The sequence below is a fragment of the Arthrobacter sp. SO3 genome (assembly GCF_020532825.1).
In the GTDB taxonomy this organism is placed as follows: domain Bacteria; phylum Actinomycetota; class Actinomycetes; order Actinomycetales; family Micrococcaceae; genus Arthrobacter.
This window is the reverse complement of the sequence record NZ_MQTS01000001.1, coordinates 12,640-33,987: the sequence shown is the minus strand read 5'-3', so window position 1 is coordinate 33,987 and position 21,348 is coordinate 12,640. Positions and strand designations below refer to the sequence as shown.

General features: G+C 64.7%; 19 protein-coding genes and 3 pseudogenes. 14 read left to right on the top strand and 8 right to left on the bottom strand.

Features of this window, described 5'->3' with window-relative positions; translation table 11 throughout:
• From BJQ90_RS00160 to BJQ90_RS00145, 4 genes are read left to right on the top strand one after another with little or no spacing between them, the layout of a single operon-like run.
• The gene (locus BJQ90_RS00160; protein ID WP_226758293.1) at window positions 1–804 is read left to right on the top strand and encodes a (Fe-S)-binding protein; all 804 of its coding nucleotides are present in this window, start codon (window positions 1–3) and stop codon (window positions 802–804) included.
• On the top strand, window positions 801–2,327 hold the full coding sequence (locus BJQ90_RS00155; protein ID WP_226758292.1) for a LutB/LldF family L-lactate oxidation iron-sulfur protein: 1,527 nt from the start codon (window positions 801–803) through the stop codon (window positions 2,325–2,327). The genes BJQ90_RS00160 and BJQ90_RS00155 overlap by 4 nt, the downstream gene beginning before the upstream one ends.
• On the top strand, window positions 2,324–2,959 hold the full coding sequence (locus BJQ90_RS00150; RefSeq protein WP_226758291.1) for a LutC/YkgG family protein: 636 nt from the start codon (window positions 2,324–2,326) through the stop codon (window positions 2,957–2,959). Before BJQ90_RS00155 ends, BJQ90_RS00150 begins: the two co-directional genes overlap by 4 nt.
• Window positions 2,960–3,002: 43 nt before the next feature.
• A complete protein-coding gene (locus BJQ90_RS00145) occupies window positions 3,003–3,335 on the top strand; it encodes a hypothetical protein (protein WP_226758290.1) in 333 nt (110 codons plus the stop codon).
• A 74-nt stretch (window positions 3,336–3,409) separates the two neighbouring features.
• Here BJQ90_RS00145 and BJQ90_RS00140 read toward each other — a convergent pair whose 3' ends face one another.
• Genes BJQ90_RS00140 through pxpA form a run of 5 tightly spaced genes read right to left on the bottom strand, consistent with a single transcriptional unit; the run spans window position 3,410 to window position 7,661 of the window.
• Window positions 3,410–4,396: a biotin-dependent carboxyltransferase family protein gene (locus BJQ90_RS00140; protein ID WP_226758289.1), complete on the bottom strand. Its 987-nt coding sequence runs from the start codon at window positions 4,394–4,396 to the stop codon at window positions 3,410–3,412.
• Window positions 4,386–5,291, bottom strand: coding sequence for a 5-oxoprolinase subunit B family protein (locus BJQ90_RS00135; protein ID WP_226758288.1), 906 nt, complete (start codon window positions 5,289–5,291; stop codon window positions 4,386–4,388). The genes BJQ90_RS00140 and BJQ90_RS00135 overlap by 11 nt, the downstream gene beginning before the upstream one ends.
• Complete coding sequence (locus BJQ90_RS00130; protein ID WP_226758287.1) at window positions 5,288–6,640, bottom strand: acetyl/propionyl/methylcrotonyl-CoA carboxylase subunit alpha; 1,353 nt, start codon at window positions 6,638–6,640, stop codon at window positions 5,288–5,290. Before BJQ90_RS00130 ends, BJQ90_RS00135 begins: the two co-directional genes overlap by 4 nt.
• A gap of 2 nt (window positions 6,641–6,642) precedes the next feature.
• Window positions 6,643–6,882, bottom strand: a complete 240-nt coding sequence (locus tag BJQ90_RS00125) for an acetyl-CoA carboxylase (protein WP_185262745.1) — start codon at window positions 6,880–6,882, stop codon at window positions 6,643–6,645.
• Between the two features lie 35 nt (window positions 6,883–6,917).
• A complete protein-coding gene (pxpA, locus tag BJQ90_RS00120; RefSeq protein ID WP_226758286.1) occupies window positions 6,918–7,661 on the bottom strand; it encodes a 5-oxoprolinase subunit PxpA in 744 nt (247 codons plus the stop codon).
• 120 nt (window positions 7,662–7,781) lie between these two features.
• On the opposite strand from pxpA, the gene BJQ90_RS00115 reads away from it, so the two are divergent.
• Window positions 7,782–9,227 carry a PucR family transcriptional regulator gene (locus tag BJQ90_RS00115; RefSeq protein WP_226758285.1) on the top strand — a complete coding sequence of 482 codons (1,446 nt, stop codon included), beginning with the start codon at window positions 7,782–7,784 and terminating at the stop codon, window positions 9,225–9,227.
• Between the two features lie 68 nt (window positions 9,228–9,295).
• Here the strand turns inward: BJQ90_RS00115 and BJQ90_RS00110 are convergent, their stop codons facing one another.
• Window positions 9,296–10,321: a LacI family DNA-binding transcriptional regulator gene (locus tag BJQ90_RS00110; protein ID WP_226758284.1), complete on the bottom strand. Its 1,026-nt coding sequence runs from the start codon at window positions 10,319–10,321 to the stop codon at window positions 9,296–9,298.
• A 287-nt stretch (window positions 10,322–10,608) separates the two neighbouring features.
• Here BJQ90_RS00110 and BJQ90_RS00105 point away from each other — a divergent pair, with 287 nt between their 5' ends.
• The 5 genes from BJQ90_RS00105 to BJQ90_RS00085 are packed head-to-tail and all read left to right on the top strand — an operon-like array spanning window position 10,609 to window position 15,475.
• Window positions 10,609–11,673 (top strand): asparaginase, encoded by a 1,065-nt coding sequence (locus BJQ90_RS00105; protein WP_226758283.1) that lies wholly within the window; start codon window positions 10,609–10,611, stop codon window positions 11,671–11,673.
• Between the two features lie 12 nt (window positions 11,674–11,685).
• Window positions 11,686–12,573 carry a polysaccharide deacetylase family protein gene (locus tag BJQ90_RS00100; RefSeq protein WP_069949753.1) on the top strand — a complete coding sequence of 296 codons (888 nt, stop codon included), beginning with the start codon at window positions 11,686–11,688 and terminating at the stop codon, window positions 12,571–12,573.
• Window positions 12,573–13,967 (top strand): MFS transporter, encoded by a 1,395-nt coding sequence (locus BJQ90_RS00095; protein ID WP_226758282.1) that lies wholly within the window; start codon window positions 12,573–12,575, stop codon window positions 13,965–13,967. The genes BJQ90_RS00100 and BJQ90_RS00095 overlap by 1 nt, the downstream gene beginning before the upstream one ends.
• Window positions 13,964–14,731, top strand: a complete 768-nt coding sequence (locus tag BJQ90_RS00090; protein ID WP_226758281.1) for an SDR family NAD(P)-dependent oxidoreductase — start codon at window positions 13,964–13,966, stop codon at window positions 14,729–14,731. The genes BJQ90_RS00095 and BJQ90_RS00090 overlap by 4 nt, the downstream gene beginning before the upstream one ends.
• 21 nt (window positions 14,732–14,752) lie before the next feature.
• On the top strand, window positions 14,753–15,475 hold the full coding sequence (locus tag BJQ90_RS00085) for an SDR family NAD(P)-dependent oxidoreductase (RefSeq protein ID WP_226758280.1): 723 nt from the start codon (window positions 14,753–14,755) through the stop codon (window positions 15,473–15,475).
• 677 nt (window positions 15,476–16,152) lie between these two features.
• On the opposite strand, the pseudogene BJQ90_RS00080 reads toward BJQ90_RS00085, so the two are convergent.
• Both BJQ90_RS00080 and BJQ90_RS00075 read right to left on the bottom strand, forming a co-directional pair.
• Window positions 16,153–17,163: pseudogene (locus BJQ90_RS00080) on the bottom strand (transposase); the annotation flags it as partial.
• 781 nt (window positions 17,164–17,944) lie between these two features.
• Complete coding sequence (locus BJQ90_RS00075) at window positions 17,945–18,394, bottom strand: HutD family protein (RefSeq protein WP_226758279.1); 450 nt, start codon at window positions 18,392–18,394, stop codon at window positions 17,945–17,947.
• Here BJQ90_RS00075 and BJQ90_RS22825 point away from each other — a divergent pair.
• The 4 genes and pseudogenes from BJQ90_RS22825 to BJQ90_RS00055 all read left to right on the top strand — a co-directional run bounded on the left by BJQ90_RS22825 (window position 18,290) and on the right by BJQ90_RS00055 (window position 20,899).
• Window positions 18,290–18,613, top strand: coding sequence for an NUDIX domain-containing protein (locus BJQ90_RS22825; protein ID WP_226758307.1), 324 nt, complete (start codon window positions 18,290–18,292; stop codon window positions 18,611–18,613). The two genes, BJQ90_RS00075 and BJQ90_RS22825, sit on opposite strands and share 105 nt — an antisense overlap.
• Window positions 18,610–18,957: pseudogene (locus tag BJQ90_RS22820) on the top strand (riboflavin kinase); the annotation flags it as partial. The gene BJQ90_RS22825 and the pseudogene BJQ90_RS22820, both read left to right, overlap by 4 nt.
• 87 nt (window positions 18,958–19,044) lie before the next feature.
• Window positions 19,045–20,320 (top strand): annotated as a pseudogene (locus tag BJQ90_RS00060) (NAD-dependent succinate-semialdehyde dehydrogenase); the annotation flags it as partial.
• An 18-nt stretch (window positions 20,321–20,338) separates the two neighbouring features.
• Window positions 20,339–20,899: a cysteine hydrolase family protein gene (locus BJQ90_RS00055; RefSeq protein ID WP_226758278.1), complete on the top strand. Its 561-nt coding sequence runs from the start codon at window positions 20,339–20,341 to the stop codon at window positions 20,897–20,899.
• Window positions 20,900–21,348: the final 449 nt, after the last annotated feature.

The following is a 21,348-nucleotide window of genomic DNA, read 5'->3' as shown; positions in this document are numbered from 1 at the left end:
ATGAGAATTGCCTTGTTCGCCACGTGCATCGTGGACGCGATGTATCCGGCCACGGCCCGTGCCGCCGTGAAGATTCTGGAGCGGCTGGGGCACGAGGTCGTGTTCCCGTCCGGCCAGGCGTGCTGCGGGCAGATGCACGTCAACAGCGGCTACCTCCAAGAAGCGGTCCCCGTCGTCGCCAACCATGTCGCGGCCTTCGACACCGACGACTACGACGTCGCCGTCGCGCCCTCGGGCTCCTGTGTTGCCTCCGTCAAGCACCAGCACCCGACGGTGGCCCGCTCCTGCGGGGACAAGGCCCTGGAGGCCCGGGCCACCGCCGTCGGCGCCAAAACTTACGAGCTCTCCGAACTCCTGGTCGACGTGCTCGGCGTCACCGACGCCGCCGCGCAGCTCGGCTCGTTCTTCCCGCACCGCGTCACGTACCACCCGAGCTGCCACGGCATGCGCCTGCTCCGGCTGGGGGACCGCCAGGCCCAGCTGCTGCGCAGCGTCAAGGGAATCGACCTGGCGGATCTGCCGGAGGCAGACCAGTGCTGCGGCTTCGGCGGCACCTTCTCCATGAAGAACGCCGACGTCTCCTCGGCCATGCTCGAGGACAAGACGGCCAATATCGCGGCAACCGGCGCCACATTGTGCACCGGCGGGGACGCCTCGTGCCTGATGCACATCGGCGGCGGCCTGTCCCGCCAGGGCAGCGCCGTCACCACCCTGCACCTCGCCGAAATCCTCGCCAGCACCGCGGAGGAACCGGCGTCCGTCACCGGCGAAGTCCGCGTATCCACCGGAAAGGCAGCCCGATGAGCACCTTCCTGGGCATGCCCTCCCTGCCCGTCTACGGCACGGGCAACCTGTTCGCCTCCGAATCGTTTCCGACGGCGGCGCACCGCGAGCTTGGCAACGCCCAGCTGCGCGCAAACCTCGGACACGCCACCCACACCATCCGCGACAAGCGGCTGAAGATGGTTGCCGAGCTGCCGGACTGGGAACAATTGCGGGACGCCGGCAGCGCGATCAAGGAATCCGTGATGGCACGGCTTCCCGAACTCCTCGAACAGTTCGAAGAGAACTTCACGGCCCGCGGCGGAGTCATCCACTGGGCCCGCGATGCCGACGAAGCCAACGCCATCGTCGCGGGACTGGTCCGCGACACCGGGGAAACCGAAGTCGTCAAGGTCAAGTCCATGGCGACCCAGGAGATCGGGCTCAACGAGTATCTCGAAGAGCAGGGCATCACGGCCTTCGAAACCGACCTCGCCGAACTCATCGTCCAGCTCGACCACGACAAGCCCAGCCACATCCTGGTCCCGGCGATCCACAAGAACCGCACCGAAATCCGCGACATCTTCCTGCGCGAAATGCCGGGGGCCGATCCCCAGCTCACCGACGACCCGGCCGTGCTGGCCATGGCCGCCCGCGCGCACCTCCGGCGCAAGTTCCTCTCCGCCAAAGTCGCCGTCTCCGGCGCCAACTTCGCCCTCGCCGACTCCGGCACCCTCGCCGTCGTCGAATCCGAGGGCAATGGCCGCATGTGCCTGACGCTGCCGGAGACCCTGATCACTGTGATGGGCGTGGAGAAGCTCCTGCCGACCTGGCAGGACCTCGAAGTGTTCATGCAGCTGCTGCCCCGCTCCTCCACCGGGGAACGGATGAACCCCTACACCTCGCTCTGGACCGGCGTCACCGAAGGCGACGGGCCGCAGAACATGCATCTGGTGCTGCTCGACAACGGCCGCAGCGCCGCGCTGGCCGACGAAATGGGACGTTCCGCGCTGCACTGCATCCGCTGCAGCGCCTGCATGAACGTCTGCCCCGTCTACGAGCGCACCGGCGGCCACGCCTACGGCTCCACCTATCCCGGACCGATCGGCGCGATCCTCTCACCGTTGATGACCGGCATCCAGGCAGAAGAGAACAATTCGCTGCCCTACGCGTCCTCCCTTTGCGGGGCCTGCTACGACGCCTGCCCGGTAAAGATCAACATCCCCGACATCCTGGTGCACCTGCGCAGCGTGGATGTGGACAGCAAACGGGGGAAGAAGAAACTGCCCAGCCAGATGGACGCCGGGATGAAGGCCGCCTCCTGGGCACTGTCCTCCGGCAAGCGGCTGGGGCTGATCGAAAAGGGGCTCCCGCTGGGACGCCTGGTTGCAGGCCCCGATCAGAAGATCACCAAACTGCCCGGCATCGCCGCCGGCTGGACACAAAGCCGGGACATTCCGGCGCCCCCGCAGGAATCCTTCCGCAGCTGGTGGGCCAAGGAGCACCGGAAACCGGACACGTCCAGCGCCCCCGAGCCGTCCCACGAGAAGAAAGACCAGCCATGAGCGCCCGTGAAGAAATCCTCGGCCGGATCCGCACCGCACTGAAGGACAACCCCGAGGCGCCGCAGATCCCGCGCCAATACCGGCAAACATCCCCGCTGGACGAGTCGGCGCTGATCGAGCTGCTGGTGGACCGCCTCGTCGACTACAAGGCACAGGTATCCGTGGTGGACGCGGCCGGGGTGCCCGCACGGATCGCGGAACTCCTCGCCGGCGCGCACAGCTACGTTGTGCCCACTGGGATCGACGCCGGCTGGCTCACCGGACTCGACCAGGGGTCCGGTGACAGCCGGCGCCGCCTGGATTCGACCGCCGCGCCGCTGAGTGTCGCAGAGCTCGACGGCATTGACGCCGTCGTAACCGGCAGCGCCGTCGCCGTCGCCGAAACCGGGACCATCATCCTGGACGGCAGCCCCAACCAGGGCCGCCGCGCCATCAGCCTCGTCCCGGACCACCACATCTGCGTCGTGAAGGCCGCCGACATCGCCGGCATCCTGCCCGAGGCACTGCGGCGGATCGACGGCACCCGGCCGCTCACCATGATCAGCGGCCCGAGCGCCACCAGCGACATCGAACTCGAACGCGTCGAGGGAGTTCACGGCCCCCGGAAGCTCGACGTCATCATCGCCCGGTGAGCCGGATACGCCCCGCAGTCACCGCTGAAGGGAGGGAGCGCTCATGAGCTTCTACCGCCATGACGCCTGGCAGCACCTCATGGGGGCCCTCGTGGAGGTCCGGAAGGACGGCAGGATCGTCCGCGAAGGACTCGTCGACGACGTCATGCCGGATTCATCGGCGCTCTGGATTGCCGGCGACGGGTCCAGAAACCGCGTGCTGATTGAAGCTGCAGAGGGCTATGAGGTCTGGGTGGACCCCCGGCCTCTTGAGGGCAAACGCGCCTACCGGATGACGTCGGCCGTCCTTCAACCTCGGGCGGCGCGTGCGCACACGGCCACGAGGCCCGACCGGCCCGCAACCAGCGCCGAGCAGGACCCGGAGCCGCGTTGTTGACCCTGATTGCCAAGGGCTTCCGAGAGAGTGGAGTGCCTGCCGCTAGCCGGCCGCTGCCATCACCTTGCTGCTCCTCAGCTGTGCGCGCCGAGGGCAGCCCGCGCGTTCTTCTTGCGTTCAGCAAGTTCCTTGCGCGCCACAAGGGCCTCCTCCAGGCTGACTGCGATGAACCTGGTGGATGTGCCGGGAGCGGCGCGGGCCACCAAATCCATGTCGGCGCTGATGACGGTGCCCACCATGGCGTACCCGCCACCGGAGACGGCATCGCGGTGCAGGATGATGGGTTGCGTTCCGCCCGGAATCTGGATGGACCCGACGGCGTAGCCGGCATCCACAATGTTGGACGGATCGGAACCTGCCCCGAAAGGCTGTTCGCGTTCTTTCCAGCTCACGCCGGGGCCGGAGTACCGCAATCCCATCCGGTCGGCCACCGGCGTCACCTTCCACTCGCCGTTCAGAAGGTTGTCCAGTCCTTCGTCGGTGAGGCGGTGGTCGTACAGGCCAAGGACAATTCTGACAGCTTGTTCCTTCTCGAACACGGGACGGAATTCCTCCGGCACCGTATCAGCGTCAGGCAGGGCTCCGCCGTTGAGCGGACTCCCGACGGGAACCTGATCGCCCGCTTCCAGCTTGCGGCCGTGGAATCCGCCGATTGCGCCAAGGCTGTAGGTGGACCGGCTGCCAAGCACCTCGGGAACATCGATGCCGCCCTGAACCGCAATGTAGTAACGCGTGCCGCCCCTGATGACCCCGAAGCTGAGCTCGTCGCCGGCGTTCAGCTGCAGCCGGGTCCACTGCGGCCGGGCTTCGCCGTTGATCCTGACCTCAACCGGGGCACCGGTGACGGCGATGACGGCATCCGTATCGGTGGTCAGTACCGGGCCCAGATAGGTGCATTCAAGAACGGCTTCCTGGGCCGTGTTGCCGACCAGTACATTGCCGAGTTCTGCAGAGTACTGGTCCATGGACCCGCTCTGCGGGATACCCACGTTGTAGTGGCCTCTGCGTCCTTGGTCCTGGACCGTGGTGGCCAGTCCGGGGTTCTTGATGTCAAACGCCATTGAGGGCCTCCATGAGTTCCTGGTTGTAGCCTTCGGGATTCGCCAGCGCTTTGGACAGATCGAAGGTCACGGGCACCTGCCGGTAGCGGAAGGTGCCCGCCGTGATTTCGGCCTGGATGCCGTCATATTCGGCCTCGTTGACCGGTTTGAACTTCACGATGTCACCGGGTTTGAAGAACACCATGAAGTCCTTGAAGTCGGCCAGGGACTGTGTGGGGTCGAAGATCGGCGCGGCAGCGACTCCGAACATCTGGTAACCGCCCGCACCCCGGACGGAGTAGATGCAGCCGAAGCAGCCGCCATGGCCCACGGTCAGCTTGGGGGTATCGGTGCGGGGGCTCAAATACTTGGGCACTTCCAGTTGCTTTTCCCGTTCAACCAGTTGGAAGAGGAACGGGAGTCCTGCGACAAATCCGACCATGGATACAAGCCACGGCTGCTCGTGGTGGCGCTGGATGAATTCCGCGGCATCCTTGAGGTTGTTGACCTTGGCTGCGTAGTCTATGTCGGTGCCGCCGGGCTCCTGATGGAAACCTTCGCGGAATCGCTCCGCCACCTCTTTCGTAAACGGATCGTCGTACCAGACCGGTACTTCGACGATCCGGGTTTCCAGAGCCTGATCCTGATGGTGCGTCAGGTCCCCTTCAACCGTCCGGACGGTTTCTTCCAGGGTCGACGGCGGCAGGACGTCGGGATCGAACCTCACGAGCAGTGAGGCGTTGGCTGGACAGACGTCCACGATGCCCGGCAGCTCCATGGCTGAAAGCTTCGCGGCAATGGACATGACCTTAAAGTTGGCGGCCAGGCTCATCGATTCCGAGACCTCGACGAACAGGAATTCGTCTCCTCCCCAGGTGTAGCGGGCCTCCAACACGGCGGGTTCCGGGCTACTCATTTTGCCCCCATCAGATCGGCGACGGTTTCAATGAACTTCGAGTGGTGGCTGACGGCTGCGAATTCAGGCCGGCCCAGCAGCCTCTTGTGCACCGGGATGGTGGTTTTGACCCCTTCGATCCGGGTCTCGTCCAGCGCAGCCAGCATGGCCTCAATGGCGGATTCGCGGGTGTCAGCATGGACAATCAGCTTGGCAAGCATGGAGTCGTAGTACGGACTGACAGTGGAGCCGGCCTCGACACCCGTGTCCACCCTGATGCCGACGCCAGAGGGCCATTGCATCGCCGTGATGAGGCCCGGGCTGGGGAAGAAGTTGTTGTCCGGGTCTTCCGCATTGATGCGGCACTCTATAGCGTGGCCGCTGAACTTCACGTCATCCTGGCTGAAGGACATCGCTCCGGTGAAGGCGATCAGCAGCTGTTCGCGGATGAGGTCGATCCCCGTGATTTGCTCGGTGATCGGGTGCTCAACCTGAATGCGTGTGTTCATCTCAATGAACGCGGCCTCCTGGTTGACCGGGTCATAGAGAAATTCGACCGTTCCGGCGCCGCTGTAGCCGCATTCGCGGGCGAGCTCAACGGAGGATTCCCGGATCGTCTGGCGGACGCCGTCCGGGAGGTCAGGTGCCGGGGCTTCCTCCATGACTTTCTGGGAACGCCGCTGCATGGAGCAGTCGCGGTCGCCGAGATGGATGAAGCTCTTTCCATCGCCGAGGACCTGTACCTCCACGTGCCGGGCATGCTGGACAAATCGTTCAAGATAGACCGTCGGATCGCCGAAGACGGATGCCGCTTCGCCGCGCGCCATCTCGATCGTCGCTAAGAGCTCGTCTTCGCTTTGCACAAAGCGGATGCCCCGGCCGCCGCCGCCAGCGGAGGCTTTGACCACCAGCGGATAGCCGATCCCGCGGGCCACGTCAACGGCGTCGGCCGCGGGCTCCAGGGGGCCGTCTGAACCGCGCAGTACTGGGACTCCCGCCTTCCGGGCGGATTCCCTTGCCATGGACTTGTTGCCCATCATCTCGATGGCATCCGCGTTCGGCCCCACCCAGATCAGGCCCGCATCGGCGACCTTCCGTGCGAATACAGCGTTCTCGGAGAGGAACCCGTAGCCCGGGTGGACAGCATCGCAGCCGTTGTCCAAAGCCGCGGCGATGATGGCGTCCTGGTTCAAGTAACTGGCGGGGGCAGGAGCCGGACCCACGACGACGACGTTGTCAGCGGAAAGAGCGGCCAAGGATTCGGCGTCGGGTTCGCTGGCCACCAGGAGCGTCTCGATACCCATTTCACGGGCGGTCCTGGCAATCCGCACGGCGATCTCGCCGCGGTTGGCGATCAGTAGTTTCTTCATGGTTATCCTTCGCGGACGACGACGATTGCATCGCCCGGGTTGACCATGTCGCCCTCGTTGACTTCGAACGACTCCAGGGTTCCGGCCACATCAGACTGGATTTCGGTGAACTGCTTCATGATTTCGATAATGCCCAGGGTCTGTCCGACCTCGATGGTGTCGCCTTCATTGGCGAAAGGCGGCTTGCCCGGGCCGGGCTTGCGGTAAAAGATGCCGGGGAGCGGGGAAACGATGGTTGCCACGGGTTGCTCGCTTTCAGATGGTTGGATAGATCGGTTCAGCCCAAGACCGCGCGTACGGCGGTGGCTACAGCAACAGAGTTGGGTGCGTCGGAGTGGACGCAGATGCTTCGGAACGGGATGTCCAATTCGGTGCCGTCAACAGCAAGGACCGGCTGGCCGGCCAAGGCCCGGCTGACGCGCTCGGCGGCGGCGTCGGGGTCGGTGGGAGCCGGCCGGCGCTGGATCAGCAGCCCGCCGGCCGAGCCGTAATTGAGATCAACATAGAGTTCCGGCACGAACTCCACCCCCATGGCCCGGCACACGGTTTCGTGGGCGGTTCCCGCGAGTCCGTAGAAAGGGACGCCAAACTGCGCGGCAGTTCTGGCAGCGGCCTGCATCAGTTCCTCATCGTCGGCCAGCATGCCGTAGAGGGCGCCGTGGGGTTTGATGTGGTTCAGTTCAAGCCCGTGCTTGCCGAGAAATGCCGTCAGGGCTCCGGTCTGGAAGAGGATGATCGATTCGACCTCAGCCGGGGTCAGCACCATTCGACGGCGTCCGAATCCCACGAGGTCAGGCAGGCCGGGGTGGGCTCCCACTGCCACGCCATGCTCAGCGGCCAGAGCCACGGTCCGGTTCATGACGTCCGGATCGCCGGCGTGATAGCCGCAGGCGACGTTGGCGACGTCGATGATCCGCATAAGTTCATCATCGTGCCCGAACTCGTGAAGACCGAGGCCTTCACCCATATCGGAGTTCAAGAGCACACGACTTGGAGTGTCTGGGGTCACAGTGGTTTGCATGAGTGCAACGCTACTCAGCATTTAGAGTTGCCGATATTGTGCAGGTCGCTGAATCTAGCGGCTTGAATTATGCTTATTGCACTGTGCGGCGGGTGACTCCCGCCATCCTTGGAGGCCTCCTTGCGTATCTCAGATCTGGCGGACGACGCCGAACTCAATATCCGCCTGCGCGTTGCGGGCGGCGAGGGCCGCCTGGCTCGACCCATCACCTGGTGCGCCCCGACGGAACATATGGACCCCACGCCCTTCCTCAGCGTGAATGCCCTTGTGCTGACCAACGGCATGGGCCTGAACGTCAAGGACTTCAGGATCTGGGACGCGTACGTAGAACGGCTGGCGGCCGTGCCGATCTCCGGGCTGGCATTCGGGCTGGGCGCCGCGCACAGCGAGTTGCCGGCCGGCCTTATCCAGGCCTGCGAGGCGCACGGCGTGCCCCTGCTGGAACTCCCTCCTGAGGTGCCCTTCGTTCTGATCATGCGGCATGTGGAGCAGGCCATCGCCGCCGAGCGCTATGAGGAGTTGCGAAAGGGCTGGGAGTTGGCAGATGAATGCACCCGGTTGGCGGCCGACGGGCATTCCCTCTTTGAGGTTCTAGAGCGGGTGGCGGACGCCGTCAACGCGAGGGTGGCCGTGATCGACCACAATGCGTTCGAGCTTGTTTCCGCGGGCGCGGCCCACGGCGGGCCCACGCGGACCGCGCTGCGCCTGCCCAGCGGCGAATCAGAGCAATTCCGGCTTGCCATCGAGGGAATCGGGAGCGACATCGTGCTGCAGCCCATTCTTGGCCCTGTGGCTGCAGTCATCGCGATGCAGCTGAGCTACACCCTGGGCTCGCATTCGCCCCTGCATTCCCGGGAGGCCTCACGCTTTGTGGAGGCCCTGTATGAGGACCGCGGTGAGCCGTCGGCGCCGTTGCGCCGCTACGCCCTCGAATCCGGATTTGATCCAGACGGCGATTGGGTCGCGGTGCTGATCGGCAGCTCGGAAGAAGTAGCCCCGGCTAAGCTGCGTGCCATCGCCTGGCGCGCACGCGTGGGGCTGCAGGCCACGTTCAGCACGGTGAGGTTCATGGAGGAAGCCGGGCTCACGACTCTCCTGTTGCAGCACAGGCACGGAGGTGCCGATCTGCTGGATGCCACGCGGGCGTTTTTTACGGACGCCACGGAACTGTCCGTCGTGGTCTCCGAATCCCTCAGCCTCAGTGAATTGCCGCTGGCGCTGCAGCTTGCCCGCCGTCACCTTGGGCGGCCCGGCGTGCACCAGGCGCCGCTGGTCGATATCGCCGGGATTGTTCAGGGGCTGCCCAGTCCGGGCCTGGTGGCAATGTGCGAGCGGCTGTTGGCCCCGTTGGCCTCCGACGGCGGCAGTGCTTTGCGGGAGACGTTCGACGCTTACCTGCGCCACAGCGGGAATTCCGCGAAGATCTGCGACGAGCTCTTTATCCACCGAAATACGCTCAGCTACAGGCTGCGGAAAATCGGGGAGCTTCTCAAACTGGATTTGTCCGACGGCGAAGTCCGTGCCACTTGCATGCTCGCATTGGGAATCGTCGCGGCATCGCACTGAGGATACCCCGCCGTGATCTCGCGCTCGCTCGTGGGCCTGGAGGACCCTGCCTGTCATCCTGTGTTGCCTCAGGCGCTGCTTTCCCGCACGCAGAGGGTCGGTTCCAGCCTGACCGGCTCGACGATTTCGCCGTCCAACAGCCGCTTCAGGAGTTGCACCGCCGTCCGCCCGATATCCAGCATGGGCGAGCGGACCGAGGAAAGTGGAATGGGAAGCTCCGCGGCCAGTGAGGTGTCATTGAAGCCAACCACCGACACGTCCTCGCCAACGGTAAGGCCATGGGAGCGAAGTGCTCCCATGGCGCCGATTGCCGCAAAGTCGTTGACTGCGAACAGGGCTGTGGGATAAGGGTTGCGGCCAGTCAGTATCGTCTCGGCTGCTTCCCGTCCTCCGGCCGTGTCGAACCGGGACCACACCACAGCTTCCCGGGGAATTTTGCCGCCCAGCGACTGCCACCGGTCCACGAAACCGGCTGTCCGGTCAACGGCCGTGCTGGCGTAGGGCTCACCTGCGATCACGGCGACGTTCCTGTGACCCTTGCTCCACAGGTGGTCGGCCACGAGCTGGCCGCCGAGGACATCGTCACAGGTGGCCGACGGGTAGCCGGGAACACGGCGATTCACGAGCACAAAAGGAACCTTGCGGGCGGTCAGCTCCCGCAGCTGGCTGCCGTCCAGATGTGCGTCTCCGATGATCAGCCCGTCCACCCGGCGGGCCAGCATGGTGTCCGTCTTTCGACGTTGTTCCTCCGGGTCATCCCGGGAGTTCATGACAAATGTGGAGTAACCGAGCTCAGCCGCGGCCTCCTCAATGCCCTCGTACATGATGGCGAGGACAAGATCCGAAAGCCGGGGAACGATCACGCCCATGAGCCGGGTCCGCCGCGTCCGCAGGCCGGCGGCCTGTGGGTTGGGGGAGTAGCCCCGCTTCCGCGCCAGATCGCGCACCCGTTCGGCCGTCGCCACGGAGGCGGCCCCCCGCGCCACGTCGGAGCCCGAGTGCAGGATCCTGGACACGGTCGACGGGTGGATGCCGAGCTCATTGGCAAGGTCCTTCAGCGTGACTGTGCGGCCATCGGCCGTGATTTCCTTCATTAGTTCCCCTGCTGCAGCTCAAGAAGACGTCATCGTCAAGACTGCCCGATAAGGTGCGGATATCTGGCCCTAGAACCCTTGACGTGTCTCAGCTCACATTCTATAGTCATTTTACCCCCCTAACCCAATCGATTGGGTAGGTGGGCATGCGCCGGCAAGCGGCGAAGTGTTTACGCCGCCGAAACACCGTGCGGCATCTGGGGAAAACATCGCGAAGATACTTTTATCCAACAACCCAATCGATTGGGTAAGCATCTGGGAGCAGATGCAGGACCAACGGAGCGAAAATGACCGTCACAGATTCGGGCAGCACCCATGTGGTGCTACTCGCCACGGGAGGAACGATTTCCTCCCGCGGCTCCGGGGCCGGAGGGGCCGCGGTGGCGTCGGACACGGGGGAACAGGTGTTCGCCAGCTTGGGCGTGCCAGCGCCCCATCCGGTCCGTGTAGTCGACGTCTTCCGGAAGGGTTCGTACCTGCTTACCGTCGACGACATGATCGCTATCTGCGCCAGGATCCGCGAGGCCTTCACCGACCCGCAGGTTCTGGGTGTCGTAGTCACCCACGGCACGGACACGATGGAGGAGACGGCGTATCTGGCGGATCTCACCCATGATGATCCCCGCCCGGTCGTCTTCACCGGAGCGCAGCAGGCTGCCGATTCCAGGGCCCCCGACGGTCCCAGCAATCTGGCCCGTGCGATCGCAGTCGCCGGTTCCCCGGAGTCCCGGGGGAAGGGTGTGCTGCTGGTGTTTGCCGGGACCATCTTCCCTGCGGCTGGAGTGCGGAAGTGCCACACAACGAGGCTTGATGCCTTCGCTAACCCGGATATCGGAACGGCTGGATCGGTGAGCGAATCGGGCGAGGTCAGTATGAAGCCAGCACGGCCCGCAATTGCCCCGTTTCCATTACCTAGCAGCGGGGCCGGTTCGCCGCGCGTGGACCTCGTCGCGGCTTATCCGGGGGCGGATGCCGCCCTCTTTCGAGGTTCCCTTCAGGCCGGGGCGGCGGGGATTGTGCTCCAGGGAACGGGATCGGGCAACGCCAACCGCGAGATATGCCGGGAGGTCGCGCAGGCGACCGCGGCCGGCGTCGTGGTGGTGACGAGCACCCGGGTGGAGGCCGGCGCCGTCGTGCCCCTGTATGGCGACGGCGGCGGTGACGACCTGCGGGCGGCGGGTGCCATCTCTTCGGGGCTGCTCAGGCCATCCCAGTCGTTGGTCCTCCTCAGCCTGCTGCTCCGGCTCGGCACACCCGCGGCCCGCATCGCGGAAACCTTCACCCTCCGGGGCGCGGCCCCGGACCACCCCGAAACCAAAACCCCTCAAGATAACCCAGCAAAAACGCAATGAAAGGTTGAACTCATGACTAAGGACATCCAAGTCGCGTTCGGCGTAGACGTGGACGCCGTAGCCGGAATGCTCGGCTCCTACGGGGGCGAGGATTCCCCGTGCGATATCTCCCGCGGCCTGTTCAGCGGCGAGGTCGGCGGCCCGCGTCTTATCCGTCTCTTCGAGAAGTACGGCCTGCCAGCCACGTGGTTCGTGCCCGGCCACTCCATCGAGACTTTCCCGGACCTGACCCGGATGATTGTGGACGCGGGACACGAAATCGGCGTCCACGGATACTCGCATGAAAACCCCATCGCCATGACCCGCGATCAGGAGACGGCCATCCTGGACCGGTCGATCGAACTCATCGAAAAGGTGTCCGGCCGTCGCCCCACAGGGTACGTCGCACCATGGTGGGAATTTTCCCCGGTCACCAACGAGATCCTCCTGGAACGCGGGATCAAGTACGACCACTCCCTGATGCACCGCGATTTCGAGCCCTACTACGTGCGGGTCGGTGACAGCTGGAAGAAGATCGATTACACCAAGGCCGCGGAGACCTGGATGGAGCCGCTCGTCCGTGGCAAGGAGACCGACCTCGTCGAGATCCCGGCCAACTGGTATCTGGACGATCTTCCTCCCATGATGTTCATCAAGGCCGCCCCGAACTCCCACGGCTTCGTCAGCCCCCGGGACATCGAACAGATGTGGCGCGACCAGTTCGACTGGGTGTACAGGGAGATGGACCAGGCCGTCTTCACCATGACCATCCACCCGGATGTCTCGGGCCGCCCCCAGGTCCTGCTCATGCTTGAACGCCTCATCGAACACATCAATTCTCACGAGGGCGTCAGCTGGCTCACGTTCGACCAGATCGCGGACTCCTTCCTCGCACGCAGCCCCCGAAAGGAAAACCAATAATGACCATCCAGCAGCCCGCCGTCGACCTGACGAAACCCGCACCCAACGAGAAGCGCCGGTTCCCGGTCTTCTCCAAGCGCCATACGACCACCGCCACCGTGTTGGCCCTGCTGGCCTGGACCGTAGCCGTGTTCGACTACGGACTTTTCGGCACCCTCCTGCCGGCCATGCAGGAGGAGTTTGGCTGGAGCGCGACTGAAGCTTACGCAATCAATACCTGGATCGCCGTCGGTACCGCGATCGTCTGCTTCGGCATCGGTCCCGTCATCGACCGGCTCGGCCGCCGCAAGGGCATGATGACCACCATCGGTGGCACCGCAGTCGTCTCCGGCCTGACGGCCCTGATCCCCACCGGAATCCCGTTCCTCAGCAACGGCCTGCTTGTGCTGGTCCGTTCCTTCGGCGGACTCGGATTCTCGGAGCAGGCAGTCAACGCGACCTACATGAACGAGGTCTACCAGGTCACCGAAGTCGCCGATAAGCGCAAGCGCCCCGGCTTCCACTACTCCTTCATCCAGGGCGGCTGGCCCCTCGGCTTCTTGCTCGCCAGTGCACTCGCCCTGGCCTTCCTCCCGTCCCTCGGGTGGCGAGCCTTGTACCTCATGGCCACTGTCCCGGCAGCGGTCATCGTTTGGGTCATTGCCAAGAAGCTCAAGGAAACCCCTCAGTTCGAACTGCACCACAAGCTGACCGAACTTGAGAAGAGCGGCCAGCCCGACGAAGCTCATGCCCTGGCCCACGCCTACGGCGTCGAACACTCTTCCGCGGCCCCGCTCAAGCGCATCTGGGAACCGCACCTGCGCCGGAACACGATCGTCTTCTCGCTGGCCTGGATCTTCAACTTCTTCGGCATCATGATCTTCAGCATCCTTGGCAGCTCCGTCCTGAAGAACGCCAAGGGTGTTGAACTCTCGGACGCCTTCTGGATGCTGATTGTCATCAACTTGCTGGCCTACTTCGGCTACGTCTTCCACGGATGGCTCGGTGACAAGATCGGCCGCAAGCGGACCATCATCGGCGGCTGGATTCTGTCCGGCATCTCCTTCTCGATCATGCTCAGCCCCATCGCCACGAGCCCCTTCATGATTATCGTCACCTACGGCGCGGGGCTGTTCTTCCTGGTCGGGCCGTACGCGGCAATCCAGTACTTCATGGCCGAGTGCTACCCCGTCAGCTGCCGTGCCACCGGCACCGCCTTCATTGGCGCCATGAGCCAGCCCGGCACCATTCTTGGCGGCGCGCTGTTCACGGCGGCGGCAGCCAGCGCGGGAACCGGCGCAGCGGCCCTGTGGGTCGGCGCGGCCGGCACGCTGTTCTCCGGCCTGCTGATGATCGCCGCCAAGCCGCCAGAAGAGGCACTGCTCGAGGACCACCCGCACGAGGTCGAAGTATGACAACGGAGACAAGGGTGGCTGTGATCACTGGAGCGGCCAGTGGCATTGGACGGGCCCTCGCGGTCCACTACGCCCACCGCGGCGTGCATTCGGTGATCGGCACCTTTCCCGGTGACCCGCACGACCCGGAAGAGACCCTCCGCCTGGTGAAGGACGCGGGTGGCCGCGGGGTTATCCACGAAGTGGATGTCCGCAGCACACCGTCCGTCGATGCGTTCGCCGAACGCGCCGTCGAAGAGTATGGCCGTCTGGACTACGCGGTGGCAAACGCGGGAATCCTCCGCAACTCGCCGCTGGGCGAGATGACCGATGAGCGGTGGCACGACATGCTCGACGTCGACCTCACCGGCGTGCTGCGGACCCTGCGTGCCGGGTCCGCAAGAATGACCGACGGCGGAGCGATGGTTGCCGTGTCCTCCATTGCCGGAGGTGTCTACGGGTGGGAGGAACATGCCCACTACGCGGCCGCCAAAGCCGGCGTCCTGGGGTTGGTCCGCAGTGTGGCCGCCGAGCTCGGACCGCGCGGCATTCGCGCCAACGCTGTCATCCCCGGGCTCATCGAGACGCCACAATCCCTGGACCCGGTGAACTCGCTAGGGCCCGAAGGGCTGAAACGCGCCGGGCTGGAGATCCCCTGGGGCCGGGTGGGACGACCCCAGGAAGTCGCCAGCGTGATCGGCTTCCTGACCTCCGATGACGCCATCTATGTCACGGGCCAATCCCTGATAGTCGACGGCGGCCTCACCATCAAGATGCGCGCCTGAAAACGCCCCGGAAGGACAAGAATGAACAACCATGACGCCTCCCGTCACGAGGAGGGCCGCGCTGTTGTGGTCACCGGCGGAGCCAGCGGCATAGGCAAGGCCATTGCCGAAGCCTTCACCGCCAACGGCGACAGAGTGGCGGTTCTCGACCGGTCCGGCGCGGCGGGAACCATCGCCGTCGACGTCTCAGACGAAGCGAGCGTGAGGGCTGGTTTCGACGCCGCCCGCGCCGAGCTTGGGAGCATAGATATTCTCGTGAACAGCGCGGGTATGCTGACGGAATCACCGCTGGAGGACATGACCCTGGCCATGTGGGACGAGACGATTGCCGTTGACCTGACGGGGGTCTTCCTGTGTTGCCGGGAGGTGGTGGGACAGATGCGTCAGCAGAAGTGGGGCCGCATTATCAACATCGCCTCCCAGCTGGCCATCAAGGGCGGCACCGGGCTCAGCCACTACAGCGCCGCCAAAGCCGGGGTGGTGGGACTGACCAAGGCTCTGGCCCTGGAAGTGGCCGGTGACAACGTGCTGGTCAACAGCATCGCCCCGGGCCCCATCGAGACGCCCCTGGTTGACAGCATTTCAGAGGACTGGAAGGCGGCGAAGCGTGCCGGACTGCCGCTGCTGCGCTTCGGTCTTCCGGCCGAGGTCGCGCCCACGGCGCTGCTTCTCGCCAGTGATCCGGGAGGCAACCTGTATGTCGGTCAGACGCTGGGGCCAAATTCCGGCGATGTCATGCCTTGAGGAGGGGACACTCACATGTGCGGTGCGTGCGGACGAAGTGTCGTGAGCGACCCTGTACTGGGGCCGGTCCGGACGATGCGGCAGCACCTGGTTGTCGCCCAAACGATCAACGGCGTCTGCCGGTCGTGGCCCGGGGCCCCGAAAGTGGCCGCCACCGGCGACGGCTGGCTGGTTTCGGGACCCACGGGTGCCACCGTGGCCGTCGCGACGGTGGAAGCGCTGTGGTCCGCTGTTCTCCCAAGCAGCCCGGGAGCGGCGTCTTCGGATCTGCATCGCGTCGGGGACGGCCCAGGTGCTTCGGAAAGTTCCGGCGCCACCGCGCGCACCGGCGGCTTGGAGGAAGGGGTCCTGGCGGCTGGAGACTTGGCGGCAGCGCAGTTGCAGCCGGAGGACTTGTCTCTCCGTGTTTTGAATCTTGGCCACCGCATGGCGCACAATGCGGGGAAGGCTTTGGGATCGCAAAGCGGAAGCACTCCAGGGGACAGCCTGACCAACGTCTGATCAACGTAGCGAAACCGGCCGTGTTGGAGGCACCTAAGCCTCGATCCACCGGCTGTGTTTGATGGGGCGGGGTCGTTCTGATCTGGGTCTGGGTTCGGTCGGTGGGCATGACGGGGTTCCCGGCATTGCTGCCGGTGGTGTTCCGTGGTCCTGGTTGCGCCGAGTCGGCTGGGTGGTCAGATGGCGGCGGTCCGTGGTGGCCCGCAGGCGGCTTCGAAGCGCTTTGACCAGCTGGTTTCCCAGGGCCAGTGAGCGGCCAGGTGCAGGGTGATCTTCCGTGCCGAGGTCGCGATCCTGGCGGGGTCGGTGATGAGTTTTCGGCGGATGGTGCCGCTGCGTGCTTTGCCCAGGTCGTTGCCGGAGAGGGTGCCGATGGCGCGCGAGAGGTTGAAGGCGATGGTCGCCAGGACCAGCCAGGCCGCGTTGGCGGTGGGTTTTGTCTGCGGCGACGGTGGCCAGAGCGCTGGTGGTGAAGAAGGCGTGGAAGCGGTGGGTGTCGAACAGGGTCTGTTGCCCTGCGCCTGCTTTGGCGTTCAGTTCCGGGATCCGGCGCACGACCAGGCGTCCGTGGACGCGTTCGGCCTTCTTTCGGCCCACGAAGGCGGTGAAGGCTGTTTCGGCGACTTCCGCCGAGGAAATCCAGGCTCCGGTGGTTTCATCGCGGACCGCGTCGGTGTATTGGATTGTGGTCCAGGCCTTCTCGTTGATGGTGGCGATGGCACGTTTGACGGCCGGGTCCATCCTGGCGGTAATGGACACTTTCGCGCCTGCGCGGTGGGCAGCGGCAACGACCGGGTGGCCGTAGAACGCACTGTCGGCACGCAGCAGCACCAGCCCGCTGGCATCCTTGCCGCGCAGCCGTTTCACGGTGGCAAGGATGTCACCGATGAACTTCCCCGCCCTGCGCGGGGAGCCGGAGCTTCGGACCCCTGTTTCCGGTAGCCGTGGACTTCCCTGATGGTGTCGTCGATATCTACCAAAACGTAATCATCGATACCGGAGGCGATCGGGGCAACGGCGGCGACGTTCACCAGCCACCGGGCGGCGAGGGCGTCGAGCTGGCGGACATGGCCGAAGGTGAACGCCCGCAGGAACGATCCCCAAGTCGACGGGGCATATGCATCGGCGAATAGTTTCTTCATCCCGCCGTGCCGCAACAAGGCCATGTCATCGATAGAATCGGCCCCGGTTTTTCCCGATCCGACAGGCATTCTCCGTTTAAACCGCCGCTACAACCTCAACCCGACCGGTGGATCGAGGCTAAGGCGTTGGGGTCGTTGAGTGCCCGGCGTGGGCGGGTTTTTCATGGGGGCCGGCGGGGTAGCCGCCGCGGCGGCTGGCCATGATGATCGCAAGGGCTGCCGCCGTCCGGACTGCTGCTGCCAGCGGGACGAACTGGGCGCCGGCGGTGGTCAGGGCCAGGGCGCCGTACCCCGCGCCGACGGCGATGCCGAGTTGGGTGGTGACGACCGTCAGCCCGTTGGCCGCGTCCTTGTGTTCACCACCGGCGCGGAGGATCGCTGCCTGATTGTAGATGCCGATGGCCCCAAAAGCGGTTCTCCACAGGTCACCAGCACGAGTTCACCCACCCACGTGCCACCCAGTGCAGGCAAGAGGGCGCAGGCGCTCACGAGCAGAGCAACTGCGCACAGCACGGAGCGCCGCGGATGGGAATCCGCCGTGGGGCCGGCGATCCAGGTCCCCACCAGGCTGGAGACGCCCACGACGGACAGGGTGAGGCCAGTGAAGGTATCCGGCATCGGACAGAAGGACCTCACCCAGGGCGTCAGCGTGGAGGTCGGACAGACCCAGGTCGCTGTCAACCTGGCGCCGGAGCGCGGTGGAGGCATAAACCCAGGCGATCGCCCGGCTCTACGAGCCGGGCGATCGCCGGGGCGTTGTTGCCGATTTGCGCCGTGATGTGACGGAGGGTCCAGCTGGTCAGCAGCGAATCGCCGTCGCTCGGCGTCATCTCGGGAACACAAAGATTGTAGCCACGAGAGCTTTCTTGAACAGAATTCCTTTCGTTTCCGGGCCGCACATCAGAAAGTCGAGGGGTTGCAGAATCTCTCCGTCATCCGTCAATGCGGCGCCGTCCAGGAGGGCCAGAGCCGCGGCATTCGAATGGGGGATCAGAGGTCCATCGATGCGTTCCACGGCGACATTCCCGGTGCAGGACGCGCGCTGGGTGATGAGGTTGATTGCCGATGTTGGCCCAGTCGCCAATCTAACGGACACGTCCGCTTCTCCCGGGAAGGCTTCGGGTTCAGGCGAAGCCAGTCCGTCGGACATGACCGCGGACGCTGGCACTGCATCACAGGATATCTTGAGGCCGGGGCCTCCCCCGAGGAGCAGGCCTTCCTGGAACTTCAGGAGGAAACAGGGCTGGCTGAAAACGACTTGATCGATTTCCGGCACGGAGAACCGCTTCTGCTAACAGACCACGGGGGCAATCCATGGCTGGTGCACACATTCACGGCGGTTACCGCGCGACGCAAATTGACCATCAACGACGAACATGACAATTTCCGCTGGGCTGCGCCGTCGAAGGTCAGGCGATTCAGCAATCGGGTGGCGTGGCTGGATCACGTACTCGAAGCGGCCAAGGCAACGCCCAGCCCCGGAATAAGGCCATGACAGTGGTTCGTGGCGTCGTCGAACACGGCGACGAACGGGGCAGGACGCTCGGTTTCCCCACCGCCAACGTTCAACTTGTCGACGACCAGATCGAAGACGGCGTATGGGCGGCAGTGGTCCGGATCGACTCCGGACAATGGGCCGTCGCGGCAGTTTCCATTGGGCGACGACGGACTTGTTACGCCCAGGAGGGAATCAAACTACTTGAGGCCCACCTGCTTGACTTCAGCGAGGATCTCTACGGACGGAAACTCAGCGTGGTTCTGGCCGTCAAGCTTCGGGAGCAGCAAAACTTTTCAAGTATTCACGCCCTGACTGAGCAACTGAGCCACGACGTCGTGGCTACCCGACGTTGGGCCAGGCAACACCATCCCTGGCTTGTTGTGCCAGGAACGCGTCAGAGCGACAACGACGCCGGGACTTGGCCTGACTGGGCCCGGACGGCACCTCGTGAACGGGCCGAGATCCTCCGCCGCGCATTCGACCTGGTCACCGCGCGCGTCGAGGACTTCGCGCTGCTGTTGACCCTGGAGATGGGCAAGCCGCTGTCCGAGGCCCGCGGCGAAGTCGCCTACGGGGCAGAGTTCCTGCGCTGGTTCTCCGAGGAAACAGTTCGCGACTACGGACGCTACCTCACCACCCCCGAAGGCAGGAACAAGATCCTGGTCCAGCACAAACCCGTGGGACCCTGCCTGCTAATCACCCCGTGGAATTTCCCGCTGGCCATGGCCACCCGGAAAGTGGCGCCCGCTATCGCCGCCGGCTGCACCATGGTCCTCAAGCCCGCCAAGCTCACCCCGCTCACGGCGCAGCTCTTCGCACAGACCATGCTCGACGCCGGCCTGCCCGCCGGGGTGCTCAACGTCGTTGCCTCATCCAGCGCCTCCGGGATCTCCGGCCCGCTGCTGGCCGACCCGCGGCTGCGCAAGGTTTCGTTTACCGGTTCCACCCCCGTCGGGAAACGACTCATGGCGGCTGCCGCAGAAAATGTCCTGCGAACATCCATGGAGCTGGGCGGCAACGCCCCGTTCATTGTGTTCGAGGACGCGGACCTCGAGAAGGCCGTCGAAGGGGCCATGGCAGCCAAGATGCGGAACATGGGCGAGGCCTGCACCGCCGCGAACCGGTTCCTGGTCCAGGAATCGGTTGCGGCGGAATTCACCCGGAAATTCGCCGCCGCCATGGGCGACCTGACTACCGGCCGCGGCACCGACCCGGAAACCCAGGTGGGCCCCCTCATCGATGCCGGTGCCCGGGAGGACGTCCACGCCCTGGTGACCGCCGCCGTCGCCGCCGGCGCCACCGCGGTCACTGGCGGGGCTCCCATTAAGGGCGAGGGGTACTTCTATCAGCCCACCGTGCTGGGTGACGTGCCGAATGGCGCCGAGATCCTCCGCCAGGAAATCTTCGGCCCCGTCGCACCCGTCACCACCTTCACCACCGAGGAGGACGCCGTCCGGCTCGCCAATGCCAGCGAATATGGCCTGGCCTCCTACGTATACAGCCGCGACTTCAACCGGCTCCTCCGCGTCGCCGAACAGATCGAATTCGGCATGGTTGGCTTCAACGCCGGCGTTATCTCCAATGCCGCGGCCCCGTTTCGGCGGCGTCAAACAGTCAGGCCTCGGCCGCGAAGGCGGCTCCGAGGGCATCGCGGAGTACACCACGACCCAATACATCGGCATCGCCGATCCTTATGCCGGATAGAAAGGCCAGAAAATGGTGATGGCTAGCAGGACCAGGACTTCAACGGGCGAGGCCAAGCGCCATCTGGTTGTGATTGACATGCAACGTGCCTTCCGTCAGCCAGGGGAGTGGCACATCCCGCGGTACGACGAAGCGGCCCGAATTATTGCCCGCCTGGCAGGCTCCGGGCTGGAACCTATCATCACGCGCTTTATCCCCGACCCTGCGGAGATAGGCTCGTGGTCCTCGTACTACGACCGCTGGCGAAGCATGCGCCTGGATCCCGATGATTCCCTTTGGGATATCGAACTTCCAGACATTGAGGTCCGTGGCTCCATTGACCTTCCGACGTTCTCCAAATGGGGGGACGAGCTGGCCGGACGGATTGCGGTCGGGGAAGAGGTTATCCTCACCGGTGTGGCAACGGACTGCTGCATCCTCGCGACCGCCCTGGGCGCCGCGGATGCAGGTCGATATGTGACAGTCGTGGAGGATGCGTGCGCTGGCCAGAGCGACGCTGAGCATGATCAGGCGCTGAGCCTTCTGGAGTTACTTTCCCCAATGATCAACGTCGTCAAGAGCGGTACGCTCCTTAACTGACCAGCCCGCGTGCAGCCAATGCGGTCCCGCCACGGTCCACCGATACCTCCTCTAGGCCAAGCGGTCTAAGTCTCAACTAGCTTGACGCAATCAGCGTCGCGCGTCACCCCGGGTGGCATATACCAACGCTGTGAAGCGTGTTCCGGTGCGTTTGCGCACGAAGGGTCTTCTGGAGTGTTACCGCAGGCATTTACGTGGCGTCCATACTGGTGCCCGCGAGTGTGGGTTCGTGGGTGTGGATGTAGGGAGACATCATTGTGGTGCCGTTCCTAGCTCTCATCGCTCAGGCCCAATTGCATTTGCTGGAACCGGGAAAAGCCGCGGCCATCATCCTCGGGGCACTCATCCGCACCGGGGCAAGCACCATCGCGGGCTCGCGGGCGGCACGCACGTTTTCGCGGCCCGGCTTTCGGGATCCGTCGTCGACCGGCTGGCAGCCCGCGCCCACA